Here is a 14,534-nt window from a genome sequence, read left to right as displayed (position 1 = left end):
ATGATAAAAATACACCTACTTATCATTATTTTGATGGAGACACTTCCGTAGATTCATCCTATCCACCTTGCTTTTTATGCTTTTTTTGTTCTTAAGCATTCATGTACAATAGTGAATGTGTTATCTCGTAAATTACACGTGTACAGGCTATTGTATTTTTATGTACGGGTTGATAGGTACAATATTGTATTGATTTGGACAATATTGTATTTGATACGAATATTCCTGACCGTAGTTTTAGCGGATATAAATAACAGATAATTTTTTATCCACTTAAAATAAGTTTATAAAATAGTATTTCTATGAAAAAGCACACAAACAAAACACGTATCGTGAAACGGTGGTTGGTTTTAATTATCATCTTGTATGGATTTAGTTTTAATGCCATCTCTCAAATTACTGTTTCCGGAAACGTTACAGACGGAGTTACTACCATACCGGGCGTGACTATTATTGAGGAGGGGACGTCAAACGGAACTCTTTCAGATATTGATGGTAATTATTCTATAACGGTTGCTGGTAAAGATTCAAAAATTACTTTTTCATTTGTTGGCTTAATTACACAAACGATTGTAGTTAATGATGCCACCACCATTAATATTCAATTAAAAGAAGAAATTTCTGAATTAGATGAAGTCGTTGTTATTGGTTATGGAACGGCTAGAAAAAAAGATTTAACCGGAGCTGTAAGTTCTGTGGGAGGGAAGGAGCTTGTTCAGGTTCCGGTAACTACTGCAGCGCAAGCCATTACAGGAAAAATAGCTGGGGTGAGTGTGATTACTCAAAGTGGTGCTCCCGGAGCAGATATTAATATTGTTGTACGAGGTGGTACGTCTATTACTCAAGGCTCTTCTCCATTATATATTGTGGATGGCTTTCAAATGGATGATGGTTTAAAAAATATCGATATTAATGATATTGAATCGATTGATGTAATGAAAGATGCTTCTGCAACAGCGATATATGGTGCAAGAGGTTCGAATGGAGTAGTTATTATTACCACCAAATCTGGTAAAAAAGGAAAAACAGAAGTTAATTACAATGCTTACGTTAGTTTTGAAAAGCTGGGTTCCGAGTTAAATCTGTTGAATACACAAGAATATGTTGAGTATCAATATGAATTTCAAACATTAAACGGACAAATTAGTAACTGGGCTAATGTTTATGGAGGCGATATTACCAATAGTAATTTTTATACAGGTGCTTACGATCGCATTCAAAGTCAATATGGTTCTGTCTCTGGTATCAATTGGCAGGATGTTGTTTTTGGTGGCACAGCGAAAATGACAAATCACAATCTGAACATTACCGGTAGTGGTGAAAAAACCCAATATATGTTGAGTTACAATTATACGGGTCAGGATGGTTTGGTTGATAAATCAGGTTATATCCGAAATGGAATCAGGGCTAAAATCAACCATGAATTACGAAAAGGAATTAACCTTACATTTAGTTCAAGCTTTTTAGGAACAAAATTAGAAGGAGGAGGTTCTTTAGGAGGTTTATTGAAAATGTCAATTTTGCAGCCTGTCACTGGAGGTGTATTGTATACCGATGATCAATTAATTAATACGGATATTAGTGATGAAATGCAGGATATTGATTCTCAATACGACATTTACAATCCTTTAATTACAAATGATGCAGTTACCAAGACAAAGTATACACGCTTGTATACCACCAATGCCTCATTGGATATTGATATTAATAAGAATATTAAATTCAGAACAGCAGGTAGTTATTTGTGGCAGCAGGTAAGATCCGAATCTTGGGATGACGGACGTACAAAAACAGCCCAAAACAATAAAGGACCTTATGGGAATAGGGACAACAGCGAAAAATATAGTTGGCAGGTTACCAACACTCTAACATGGAAAGGAGAAACAGGTGCTCACAAATTTAATGTGCTATTAGGACAGGAAACATATTATTCAGAGTCGATGAACCTAAAAAATACTTATTATGAATTTCCTGAAAATAACTTTGGATTAAATGATGTCAGCATGGCTGGTCAGGTATATTCATATTCATCGGGGAAAAGTACTAATGGAATTGTTTCAGCTTTTAGTCGGTTAAACTACAATTTTGATGAAAGGTATTTAGTAACCGCAACAATTCGAGGTGATGGTTCTTCTAAATTTTCAAAAGGCAAACAATGGGGATATTTCCCATCTGTATCAGCTGCATGGCGGGTTTCAGAGGAGTCTTTTATGAGTAATATGGATGTGCTTAACAATTTGAAATTACGTATTGGTTATGGAACTACAGGTAATTGCAATATTAGCAATAATATGTATGCTACCGATTATCAGTCTGGTTTTTATGCCGTTGACAACAAGCAGGTTGTAAGTTTAAAGCCAGGAAATACTGTAGGAAATCCAAATTTAAAATGGGAAACAACAAGATCTACAAATATTGGTCTGGATGTTTCATTTTTTAATAGTAGAGTAAATTTAACTGCAGAGTTCTATAATAACAAGTCAAATGATCTTCTGATAAAAAATAAAATACCAACTTCAACAGGTTATAGTTATCAATATCAAAATATTGGATCAATTCGAAACAGAGGATATGAGTTTGTGCTAAATACTACTAATATTAAGAATGATAATTTTAAATGGACTACAGATTTCAATATTTCATTTAATAAATCAAAAGTATTGGCAATATACGGTGATGATAAGGATGATTATTTTAAGCAAAATTATGACTCTCGTATTGATTTTCTAATAGAAGTTGGTAAACCCTTAGGTCAGTTCTATGGTTATCAGTATGATGGTATATATACTACAGATGACTTTTCTCAAAATTCAGACGGATCTTATTCTTTAAATGATGGTGTACCTAGTTTGAAAGGAAAAATAAGAAGTTCAATAAAACCTGGAGATGTAAAATATAAAACTACAGAAGGCAATACGGATGATGATGGAAACCCTGTTTGGTCTACTGATGATAGAAAAGTAATTGGTAATGCTGAGCCTATTTTTACTGGAGGTATAGTAAATACCTTTAAATACAAAGGGTTTGATTTTTCAGCATTTATGAGTTTCTCCTACGGAAATGATGTGTTTAATATGAATTCGCAGCGATTCATAGGTCCTTATCTGCCAAATCAAAATTCATTATCTGTTATGGCAGACCGCTTTGTATTGGTGGATCCTACAACAGGAGAAGAAACAACAAATTTACAGCAATTGGCAGGACTTAATTCTCAGCAGCACAATAGTGATGCTATGTGGAGTTTAAACTCAAGTAATAAAATAGCCATCACCGATGCATTGGATTATTATATTGAAGATGGATCCTTTTTGCGGATAAACAACATTACTTTGGGATATACCTTACCTGCCAAGATCCTAAAACGAATGAAAGTGAATAGTCTTAGGTTTTATTGCACTTTAAATAATATTCATACGTTCACGAAATACTCAGGATACGATCCTGAAGTATCTGCTACTTCGAATTTGTTAACAAGAGGTATTGATAATTCTGCTTACCCAAGAGCAAAAAGTTGTGTTTTGGGTTTAAATCTTACTTTTTAATCATATGAAACGACCATATCAAAGTGATTTTAACACACAGGGGAATGATTATTCCAGCATGGTTAGTTCTCCCGAAACAAGTTCGGGACAGGCTATATGGCAAATCAAAACAAATTATAAACAGATGAAAAAAATAAATTTAAGTTATATAATGATTCTTTTGTTGCTGAGTTTTACACTTAGTTCCTGCGAAGACTGGTTAGATATGCCTTCGGAATCGAAATTCGATAGTAGTTCAGTTTTTGAATCTGTCAGCAGAGCAGAAATGGCGGTTTTAGCCTGTTATCCAAATACTTTTAACCGGGAATTGTATTACCAATTGGGTATGGGTACCGACGAGTGCATATCAAGTGAAGGTGATACCAATTCAAAAAATCAAATTGGAAACTACGTTTACACCACCTCAAACATTCCTTCATCAACATATACAGCCTTATATGCAGGTATTGAATATGCCAATGTTTGTATAAAAAAGCTTACAGCGATGCGAGAGGGGAGCTCTGTTTCCGATCAAAAAAGTATTGATTTTTTGTTGGGTGAAGTATATGCCATACGAGGTATGAATCTTATGAATATTGTTAGATTTTTTGGTGATGTGCCATATCCAACAAAACCTGTTGAAGATATGGATACGTTTACCTCATCAAGAGTAAGCCGCGATACGATTATGGACGGAGTTATTTCGGATCTTCAAAAAGCAACAGAATTACTTCCTTGGAAAAGCCAAGGTGTATATCCAACCCCTGAACGATTTTCAAAAAATGCGGCTTATGGCATACTGGCCAGAGCAGCTTTATATGGAGCAGGATATTCATTAAGATGGGATCTGGAATCGTATTCTTCAGGATCGGTTACATTGGCTCAAAGAGCTGATAAAGAAAGAATTAATGAGCTTTATAAAATAGCTTCCGAAGCGTGTTATGAAGTTATTCAAAAAGGAGAAAATGAATTGGAGAATAACTATACAGATGTTTTTCGGGATTTAGTTAATGGTCGGTATAACTCTGAATCTTTGCTTGAAACTGGTCAATATGGATCTAACGTGAATGGATATTCTATAGGTTATACGAATGGTATTTATTCTCACCCAAATAGCATGTATTCAAAGGTAAAACCAGCTATGCACGCTATTCCCACCTACTGGTTCGATTTTAACGATGGTGATACCAGAAGAGATGTAACGATTTGCAATTATGATATTAATTCAGATGATGAGCGTAAACTAAGTACATATGCGGGATGTACCATAGGCAAATTTAGGGTAGACTGGAAAGCTGAGATTGGTGTTGCGGTGAATAAGCGTAATATTAATTGGCCTATGTTACGCTATGCAGATGTTTTGCTAATGTATGCTGAGGCAGAAAATGAACTGCATAGTTCACCTGGAACTGAAGCTGAAAAAGCCTTAAAGGCTGTACGTATGAGAGCATTTAACAATGATGAGTCTAAAATTGGTGATATTCCCTCTACTTACAATGAATTTAAAAAAGCGATTATAAATGAGCGAAAACTGGAATTAGGATTTGAAAGTTTAAGAAGAACGGATCTGATTCGCTGGGGTATTCTTTTTGAAACATTAACAGAAACGAAGCAAAACTTAATAAAATTAGCTAACCATACAGGATCTTATCATGATGCTGACATGTATAGAGCATACAACTCTATTAAAGCAACAGAATTTGAAGATCCCCTTGTTGCCGTAAATTATTTGAGTTATAAAAATGAATTATCTGATACTGAAATAGCAGATTTGAAAACCCAGGGATATACCGTACTTGATATGTTTGGAAATGATGATTTATCCAATTCAAAAACTTTAAATGCAGATGAAATATGGATTGAATCTCTATTTAGAGGATTAGAAAAAAATAAAGTAGAACTATTACCATTAAATCAAAATATGATTGATGTGAATTCTGGATTAGAGGGGCAGCAACATCCTCTTTATTAATGATAATTGGTTCTCGTATTTAAATAGTGTGACATTTAATTTATTGTTAATAAGATTATTAATTTAGAATTAGTTTAGGGAAATAACAAAATTACCATTGCTGGGCAATCAGCGCCTGGCAGTGGTAATTGTCTTAAAATACTATTATTATAAGAGTGTTATTTCTTCTTCTGTTGTAAAAATCATTTTCCCGTATAAGTCTGATTATTTACGAAATGCATTAGAATCAACCATTTAGATCTGTAGTATGAGCCCGTACAATATTCCATAGATTTGTACAATCCTTCATACGATGCATTATCTTCATGTCTTAGATTTGAGTTTCCATATCTATACCAAAATTAAAGTGTATTTTTTTAGTAAATGACGAAAATTAAATCCATAAATAATAAAGAATTTATCCTATTATGAAACAATTCTTACTAATTGGAATAGCCTGTTTGGCCTTATTCGCCTGTCAAAATAAAGTGCCTGTCAAAATAAACCGATACGAATTAGTAACGCGAAATAATCCGGTCATAACCAAAATTGACGAATTAAGTTCTTTATCGGTTGGGAATGGAAATTTTGCTTTTACGGCAGATGTCACAGGATTGCAAACTTTTCCAAACAACTATAAAAATGGGGTTCCTCTGGGAACTCAATCACAATGGGGATGGCATAGTTTTCTTAATCCCAATAATTATAAGCCGGAAGAAGCTTTAAAAACCTACAATTTTAGAGGAAAAGATGAGTTGTATGCTGTGCAAAGTAGAACTCAGGGAAGAGCGCATGATGCAGCCAACTGGTTTAGGAAAAATCCGCATCGTTTACATTTAGGTTATATAGGATTGGAATTAAGTCATCAAGATGGAAGTGCAGTTAATCCGGAAGATATCGCTGATATTCATCAGGAATTGAAATTGTGGGATGGTTTACTGCTTAGTCAATTTAAATTGGATTCTGATTCTGTTTTGGTGAAGACAGCATGTCATCCATCTATAGATGAAGTGCAGGCACAAATATCATCAGCACTTATTGGTAAGTCTCAGTTAAAAATCAATTTTAAATTTCCTTATCCAACAGGAAATCATTCAGATGATGCCAGCAATTGGGATGTCCCCGAAAAACACAAAACGGAGGTCGTTTCTCAAGGTGATGGCTTTTGTTTGTTGAAACGGACATTGGATAATGACTGTTATTTTGTGAAAATTAAATGGGAAGGAAAGGCGCAGATGGATGAAAAAGCTCCTCATTATTTTGTTTTATCGCCAAGCAGTAATCAATTTTCTTTTACCTGTGCCTATTCGAAAGAGAAACCTGATAATACAGATTCTTTAGACAATGTTCTTGTGAAATCATCGGAATATTGGCAATCATTTTGGAAAAATGGTGGTGCCATTGATTTTTCGAAATGTACTGATAAACGAGCGAACGAATTGGAACGACGCGTAATTTTATCTCAATACTTAATGGCGATACAATGTGCCGGATCCATTCCTCCGCAGGAAACAGGTTTAACCTACAACAGTTGGTTCGGTAAATTTCATTTGGAAATGCACTGGTGGCATGCTGTTCAATTTGCATTATGGAACCGGACTGATTTATTGGAGAGAAGTCTGGATTGGTATTCTACAGCTTATTCAGCAGCAAAAAAAATAGCCGAACGACAAGGCTTTGATGGTGTTCGTTGGATGAAAATGACCGATACTTCGGCCACCGAAGCACCTTCTTCGGTAGGTTCGTTTTTAATTTGGCAACAACCACATTTTATTTACATGAGCGAGCTGGTATACCGCAGTCATCCTTCGAAAGAAGTGCTTACCAAGTATAAGGAGCTGGTGAATGCAACAGCTGAATTTATGGCCTCATTTGTCACTTATGATGAGAAGGGAGACAGATATGTTCTGAAAGGAATTATTCCTGCACAGGAATCATTACGGGCAGCAGAAACTATTAATCCGCCATTCGAGTTGTCTTATTGGCATTATGCCTTATCAGTTGCCCAAAATTGGCGCGAACGCTTAGGCGAAAAAAGAAATGAAAAATGGGATGATATAATAGAAAAATTATCGCCATTAGCCGAAAAGGATGGTTTGTATCTGGCAGCAGAAGATGCTCTGGATACTTACGAAGATATCCGTTTCACTTCCGATCATCCGGCCGTATTGGGTGCTTTGGGGATTTTACCTCAATGCAAATTGGCAAGACCGGACGATATGAAAAACACCCTTAACTGGATTTTAGATAAATGGAATTGGGATGAAACATGGGGATGGGATTATCCTATGGTAGCAATGTGCGCGGCCAGATTGGGTGAACCTGAAAAAGCAGTGGAAGCTTTGTTAATGGACAAACGAACCAACACCTATTTAGTTAATGGTCATAATTATCAGGATGATCGTTTAAGGGTTTATCTGCCTGGTAATGGTGGTTTGTTAACTGCTGTTTCCATGATGTGTGCCGGATGGGATAACAATACGATTGGCACTCCCGGATTTCCTAAGGATGGAAGCTGGAATGTGGTATGGGAAGATTTGGCTGTAATGCCTTAATCAGGAATGAAAAACACAATAAAAATTGAATGAAATTATTTTTAACAGCAATATTATCTCTTTCATTTATCTGTGCAGGAGCTCAGTATAAATCTGATGCGAAAAATAAATTGGAACGGGAACTTCGATACCAACCAGATAATGATGGTTTTGTTATCCTTAATGGGAATAAAAAATTTAATCGGGCACTGTATGGAGGACATAGTGCATTTCGTGTAGAGACCGGAGATGTGCCTGAGTTTGGTTTTTTTATGCCAAATATGGGTGGAAATCTTCAATTGGGTCTTGTGGACGGGCAAAACAGCGTCTGGTTAAATAGTGCTTCTCAAATTAAAAGTACTTATTATCCGGGATGTCGAATTTACGAAATACAGGATTCTTTTATCAGTAATGGTATTATAAAACTTGCGGTATTGGCTTTGGCAGATTCAGATGGGATGATCATGAAAATTGAAACTGAGAACATCCCTGAAGGTACTGAACTTTTATTGATGTATGGCGGGGCAAGTAATAAACGGTTTTCGCGAAATGGGGATCTTGGTGTGGATAAACCGGACTGTTTTGATTTGCATGCCAATGATTGTTTAGGTAATGATTATAGTATTTACAAGAACTGTTTTTTGTTGGATTATGGACAGAACACTAAAAACCCCAGATCTATTGAAGCTTGTTTTCCTGTAGATTCAAAGCTAAAAACAGGATCTCCGTTCTCTTTAGATTCTCCCATGCAGGTTTGGAACTCTAAAGTGTCTGATAATAAATCTGTTTTGTTGGCAAAAGTACCGTTGGAAAATTCGGTGAAAAAGTTTGTGTGCATTCAGTTGAAGAGTGATAAGTTTTTGAAATATAGTGATTTGTCGAAACTATACGATCGGGCAGAAGCAAGAAGAAAAGAAATTGCAAATGCAGTTCAAATAGAAACGCCGGATTCTTTTATTAATCCATTAGGCGGTGTATTGAGTACTGCTGCCGATGCCATTTGGGACAATTGCTGGATGCATGGAGCCATTGGTTGGAGGATGCGGCTTAATGGTTGGCGGGCTGCTTATGTTGGAGATTGTGTTGGTTGGCATAAAAAAGCCAGGCAGCATTTCGATAATTATGCAGCATCGCAAATAACCGATATAGAACCATCAATTCCTCATCCAGCTCAGGATTCCTCTCTGAATTTGGCAAGAGCTTTAAAAAAATGGGGTACTCCAATGTATAGCAATGGTTACATTTGCCGCAATCCAAATCAGACAACAAAAATGCATCATTATGATATGAACCTGTGTTATATTGATGAGTTGCTTTGGCATTTGAACTGGACTGGAGATTGGGAATATGCCAAAAAAGTTTGGCCGGTTATCAAGCGCCATCTGAAATGGGAAAAATTAAATTTTGATCCCGATAACGATGGCCTATATGATGCTTATGCAAGCATTTGGGCAAGTGATGCTCTTTATTACAACAGTGGTGCAGTTACACATTCTTCGGCATACAATTACAGGGCGAATAAAATGGCTGCATTAATAGCTTCAAAAATTGGAGCAGATCCGCAAGTTTATCTTGCTGAATCTGAAAAAATAATGAAAGCACTTAACTCAAAACTTTGGTTGGCTGAGAAAGGGTGGTGGGCAGAATACGTTGATTTTATGGGAAATAAAAATGTTCATCCCGATGCAGGTGTTTGGACAATTTATCATGCCTTGGATTCTGATGTATCAGATATATTTCAGGCTTATCAGGCCACAAGGTATATGGACACTGAAATTCCTCACATTCCCGTTCAAGCTAAGGGATTGAACGATGGGATCAATTACGAAACAATTTCTACAACTCATTGGTTTCCATACTCTTGGTCTATTAATAATGTGGCTTTTGCCGAGGTGGCTCATACCGCACTTGCCTATTGGCAGGCAGGTAGATACGATGAAGGTTTTAAACTGTTCAAAAGCTCTGTTTTAGACGGAATGTATCTGGGAAGCAGTCCCGGTAATATCGGACAAATTAGTTATTACGATAAAGCCCGAGGAGAATGTTACCGCGATTTTGGTGATCCTGTTGGAATGTATTCCAGAGTATTGGTAGAAGGGTTATTTGGAATTCATCCGGATTTATTAAACAACCAGCTGGAGCTTCGTCCCGGATTTCCTTCCGGATGGGAGCATGCAAGTATAGCTACTGCTGATATTACTTTGAAATTCGATAGGGAAGAAGAAACGGATATTTACTTGATCAGAAATAAACTGGCTGAAAAGTTAAATCTGGAATTAAAGGTGTTGGCAGTAAGAGACCAAATTTCAGAGGTTTTGGTTAATGGAGAATCAAAATCATGGTTGCTTGTTGAAAATATTGGAAGTCCTTTGATTCAAATTAATGCTGAACTAAAAGATAGTGCACAGATTCAAATTGTTTGGAAGGGTAAAAATCTTAAAAAATCAGATTACCAAAAAATAGGAGTGGCTGATGATCAATGGAAATTTAGCACAACAAATAAAATTGCAGCTATTTACGATCCTCAAAATGTATTGAATCAGGCATCTGTGAAATCCAAATCCATTACGGGACAATTAGTGGGTGAAGTAGGAAACCGGACTTTATTTGCACAATTAGAACAAGGCCAAATGAAATGGTGGGAACCGGTAAATATTGAAATTAAAGATGCATTTGATATTTCTTATAATGCCGAAGATGAAGAACTGGCCTTTTCAATCACCAACAATGGCAACAAGTTATTTTCGGGCAATGTGATGGTAAATCAGTTTTCAATTCCGTTGTCAGTAGAAGCAGGACAAACATCAGCTTTAATTAAAATTCCTGATACTTGTGCTGTATTTGGCAGTAATCGGCTTCAAATTTTGAATGATGATAAGTGTTTATTTCAAAAAACAATCACCAATTGGAATGTGAAAGTAAATTCCGGTAATTATAAAATGGTGAATATGGATCAATTTTTTAATGCATCTGTATCGGATATATTTAAGCAAGAGTATTTGTCGCCAAGGTCGCCTTATACCACTTTGCAAATTCCAACACAGGGAATTGGCGAATGGTGTCATCCGACCCATACAGCAGAAATTGATGACAGTGGGTTAAGAGCTTCTGCTAAAAATAACCTTCTGAATACACCATTTCATGTTCCGTTTCGCACGATTTGTGATTTAGAAAGGAAAAATACAGTTTTTATCAGTTTGTGGGATAATTATCCAACGAAAGTGAATATTCCGGTATCTGGAAAGGCACGACATGCCTATTTTATGATGGCTGGAAGTACAAACCACATGCAATGTCATATACCAAATGGACTCATAAAAGTTCATTATACCGATGGCACTCACGAAGAATTAAATTTAGTCAATCCGGATAATTGGTTGCCAATAGAGCAGGATTTGTATGTAGATGATCACGCTTTTGCTTTGGAACGACCAGCTCCATACCGAATAGCTTTTAAAACGGGAATTGTTAGCAGGAATTTGGGCGATGAATTAGGGATAAACAAAGACGAAGTAGATGGAAGAGAAATAGAAGGAGGGGCGGGTATTTTCATTGATTTGCCTTTAAATTCATCCAAAGAATTGCAAAGCATAAGCTTGGAAAGCCTGGCAAACGATGTTGTGATCGGATTAATGGGAATCACTTTATTAAAATAAATACCACAGAGACAAATATCCAACGATCTATTATTTGATCATTGAAAAATAAATTTAAATAGATGAAATGTCCATGTATAAAGCTTTCTACACACAGGGAAATGATTATTCCAGCATGGTAATCCCAAAAGCTTTCGGGACCATCTGATAAAAACTTAAAATTATAAACAGATGAAATACAGATTATTATATGCTTTTTTTTTGCTTTTTGTATTCTTTAGAACTTCAGAAAAAGTGTTTTTGCCGGCAATTATTTCAGATAATATGGTATTGCAGCAACAATCAGAAGTTACATTGTGGGGCAAAGCCTTATTTGGAGAAAAAATAAATATAAACACCAGTTGGGGAAAAAACTACTTTACCACAAGTGGCAAAGATGAAAGATGGAGTCTTATTATAAAAACACCAAAAGCATCAGCAAACCAAACCATTACTATAAAAGGTGAAAATACCATTGTTATTAAAAATGTATTAATTGGCGAAGTATGGTTATGCTCCGGACAATCAAACATGGATTTTCCGGTAGCTAAAATACTAAGATGGCAAACAGGGGTTATTAACTATGAGGAAGTTATTCAAGAAGCCAATTATCCCGAAATCAGATTATTTCATATCGATCAAAAATTATCGCCCGAGCATGAATTGGATAGCTGTAATGGACATTGGGAAATTTGCAATAGTGAATCTGTAAAAACGTTTTCTGCTGTTGGCTACTTTTTCGGACGTAAACTTTACCAAAACCTGAACGTTCCAATAGGTTTAATTCAATCTACATGGGGGGGAACTCCTGCTGAAGCATGGACAAAAATGGAGGTAATGGAACATGATTCTGTTTATACTGCATTAATTAACGAGTTTTATTCTTCCAGAGATCATTATCCGCAAGACCTAAAGCAATACGAAACAAACTTAAAAAACTATGAGCTGGAAGTCGCCAAATTAGCTTCTGCTAATACCGATGAAAAAATAAAGAAACCATCCAAGCCCAAAGGTATTTATCACAACAAGGCTCTTTCAACATTATGGAACGGAATGATCCATCCCATTATTAACTATTCCATAAAAGGTGTAGTTTGGTATCAGGGCGAATCCAATTCCATCAGATACAATGATTATCAGTATGTGTTTACCAAAATGATTGAAAGTTGGCGAACAGAATGGCAACAGCCGGAAATGCCATTTTACTTTGTACAAATTGCACCCCATTACAAACAACCTCCGCAAATTCGTGAAGCTCAGTTAAAAACATGGCAATCAGGAAACAATACAGGAATGGCAGTGATAACCGATGCCGGAGATTCAATTAATATTCATCCGCATAACAAACAAATTCCAGGAGAGCGTTTGGCAAACTGGGCTCTGGCAAAAACATATAAAAAGAAAATACCCTTTTCAGGACCAAGATTTGTATCCATGAAAATAAAAGACCATCAGGCTGTACTTTCTTTTGATTTTTGCAATAACGGACTTATGTGCCCGAATGATTCCATAAAAGGTTTTACGGCAGCATCTTCCAATGGTGTTTTTTATCCTGCCAAGGCGACAATAAATGGCGGAAAGATAATTGTATCATCAGAACAGGTAAATCAAATTGAAAATGTAAGGTATGGATGGGGCAATTTCTTTAGGGCTAATTTATACAATATAGAAGGACTGCCTGCATCTCCTTTTAGAACTGATACTACAAAATAAAACGATAATTATTACAATATGAGAACAATAATTCTTTATTCACTACTCCTAATAAGTCAGCTAACACAAGCACAATCAACAGCTGTTCAGTTTGCAGATTCGGAGATGAAACGATTTCCTGAAGCCTGGCAGTTGGATCATGGTAAGAGATTGTATTTTGGTTATTCGCAAGGCTTGGGATGTTTGGCAATGCTGAAAGTATGGAAGGAAACCGGCAACAGCAAATACCTCGACTATGTTATCAAATGGTCCGATTCGCTTATAAATGAAAATGGAGAGATTCATTTATACAAAGTTGAATCGTATAACATCGACTACATTAATTCCGGGAAAATTCTTTTTGATGTATATAAAGAGACGGGAAATGAGAAATATAAATTAGCCATGGATCGATTAATTCAGCAACTAAAGATGCATCCCCGAACACACGAAGGAGCTTTTTGGCACAAGCTTATTTATCAGCATCAGGTTTGGTTGGACGGTTTATATATGGGAGCTCCTTTTTTAGCTCAATATGCTGTTACTTTTGATCAATCGGATTTGTTGGATGATGCTATCAATCAGTTTGTAATATGCGATAAACACACCCGAGATGCGAAAACAGGTTTGTATTATCATGCATGGGATGAAAGCCATAATCAGAAGTGGGCTGATAAGATAACCGGTCAGTCACCAAATTTTTGGGGAAGAAGTATGGGCTGGTGGTTTATGGCTCTGGTTGATATATTGGATTACGTCCCTGAAAATTATCCGCAAAGAAAAAACTTACTGAATATTGTTGATGGTGTGGCAGAAGCACTGTCGCATTATCAGGATGAAACAGGATTGTGGTATCAGGTTTTAGATCAGGGATATAGAGAAGGAAATTATCTGGAAGCATCAGCTTCTTCGATGTATATGTACTGTTATGCAAAAGCTGTAAACAAAGGATACATCGATAAAAAATACCGAAAAACAGCACTTAAAGCTTACAATGGCTTGATGAATAACCTGATTGTAAAAAATGAGGATGGCACATTAAGCTTAACCAAATGTTGTGCCGTTGCTGGTTTGGGCGGAAAACCATATCGAGATGGCAGCTTCAATTACTATGTCAACGAAAGAATTAGAGATAACGACAGTAAAGCTACCGGACCATTTATAATGGGATGTTTGGAGTTGGGAAAATAAAGAATCATAA

The 14,534-nt window shown here is 36.1% G+C and carries 6 protein-coding genes; all 6 read left to right on the top strand.

The window, feature by feature from the left end:
- Nucleotides 1-302: 302 nt before the first annotated feature.
- The 6 genes from GQR60_RS11370 (at nt 303) to GQR60_RS20100 (ending at nt 14,524) form a co-directional block, all read left to right on the top strand.
- Nucleotides 303-3,542 (top strand): SusC/RagA family TonB-linked outer membrane protein, encoded by a 3,240-nt coding sequence (locus tag GQR60_RS11370; RefSeq protein WP_124993031.1) that lies wholly within the window; start codon nt 303-305, stop codon nt 3,540-3,542.
- A gap of 124 nt (nt 3,543-3,666) precedes the next feature.
- On the top strand, nt 3,667-5,493 hold the full coding sequence (locus tag GQR60_RS11365) for a RagB/SusD family nutrient uptake outer membrane protein (RefSeq protein ID WP_124993030.1): 1,827 nt from the start codon (nt 3,667-3,669) through the stop codon (nt 5,491-5,493).
- 407 nt (nt 5,494-5,900) lie between these two features.
- The gene (locus GQR60_RS11360) at nt 5,901-8,027 is read left to right on the top strand and encodes a hypothetical protein (RefSeq protein ID WP_124993029.1); all 2,127 of its coding nucleotides are present in this window, start codon (nt 5,901-5,903) and stop codon (nt 8,025-8,027) included.
- 29 nt (nt 8,028-8,056) lie between these two features.
- Nucleotides 8,057-11,662 carry a DUF4450 domain-containing protein gene (locus GQR60_RS11355; RefSeq protein WP_191991616.1) on the top strand — a complete coding sequence of 1,202 codons (3,606 nt, stop codon included), beginning with the start codon at nt 8,057-8,059 and terminating at the stop codon, nt 11,660-11,662.
- Between the two features lie 171 nt (nt 11,663-11,833).
- Nucleotides 11,834-13,354 carry a sialate O-acetylesterase gene (locus GQR60_RS20105; protein WP_225441398.1) on the top strand — a complete coding sequence of 507 codons (1,521 nt, stop codon included), beginning with the start codon at nt 11,834-11,836 and terminating at the stop codon, nt 13,352-13,354.
- Between the two features lie 18 nt (nt 13,355-13,372).
- Nucleotides 13,373-14,524, top strand: coding sequence for a glycoside hydrolase family 88/105 protein (locus tag GQR60_RS20100; protein WP_225441397.1), 1,152 nt, complete (start codon nt 13,373-13,375; stop codon nt 14,522-14,524).
- Nucleotides 14,525-14,534: the final 10 nt, after the last annotated feature.

This window comes from Labilibaculum euxinicum (assembly GCF_009795715.1).
GTDB lineage: Bacteria > Bacteroidota > Bacteroidia > Bacteroidales > Marinifilaceae > Labilibaculum > Labilibaculum euxinus.
Note: the sequence above shows the minus strand (reverse complement) of the source record. Positions and strands in the feature narration are given on the sequence as shown.

Coding starts and splice junctions, on each gene's coding strand:
- GQR60_RS11370 (WP_124993031.1), top strand. CDS start 303: ATGAAAAAGCACACAAACAAAACACGTATCGTGAAACGGTGGTTGGTT.
- GQR60_RS11365 (WP_124993030.1), top strand. CDS start 3,667: ATGAAAAAAATAAATTTAAGTTATATAATGATTCTTTTGTTGCTGAGT.
- GQR60_RS11360 (WP_124993029.1), top strand. CDS start 5,901: ATGAAACAATTCTTACTAATTGGAATAGCCTGTTTGGCCTTATTCGCC.
- GQR60_RS11355 (WP_191991616.1), top strand. CDS start 8,057: ATGAAATTATTTTTAACAGCAATATTATCTCTTTCATTTATCTGTGCA.
- GQR60_RS20105 (WP_225441398.1), top strand. CDS start 11,834: ATGAAATACAGATTATTATATGCTTTTTTTTTGCTTTTTGTATTCTTT.
- GQR60_RS20100 (WP_225441397.1), top strand. CDS start 13,373: ATGAGAACAATAATTCTTTATTCACTACTCCTAATAAGTCAGCTAACA.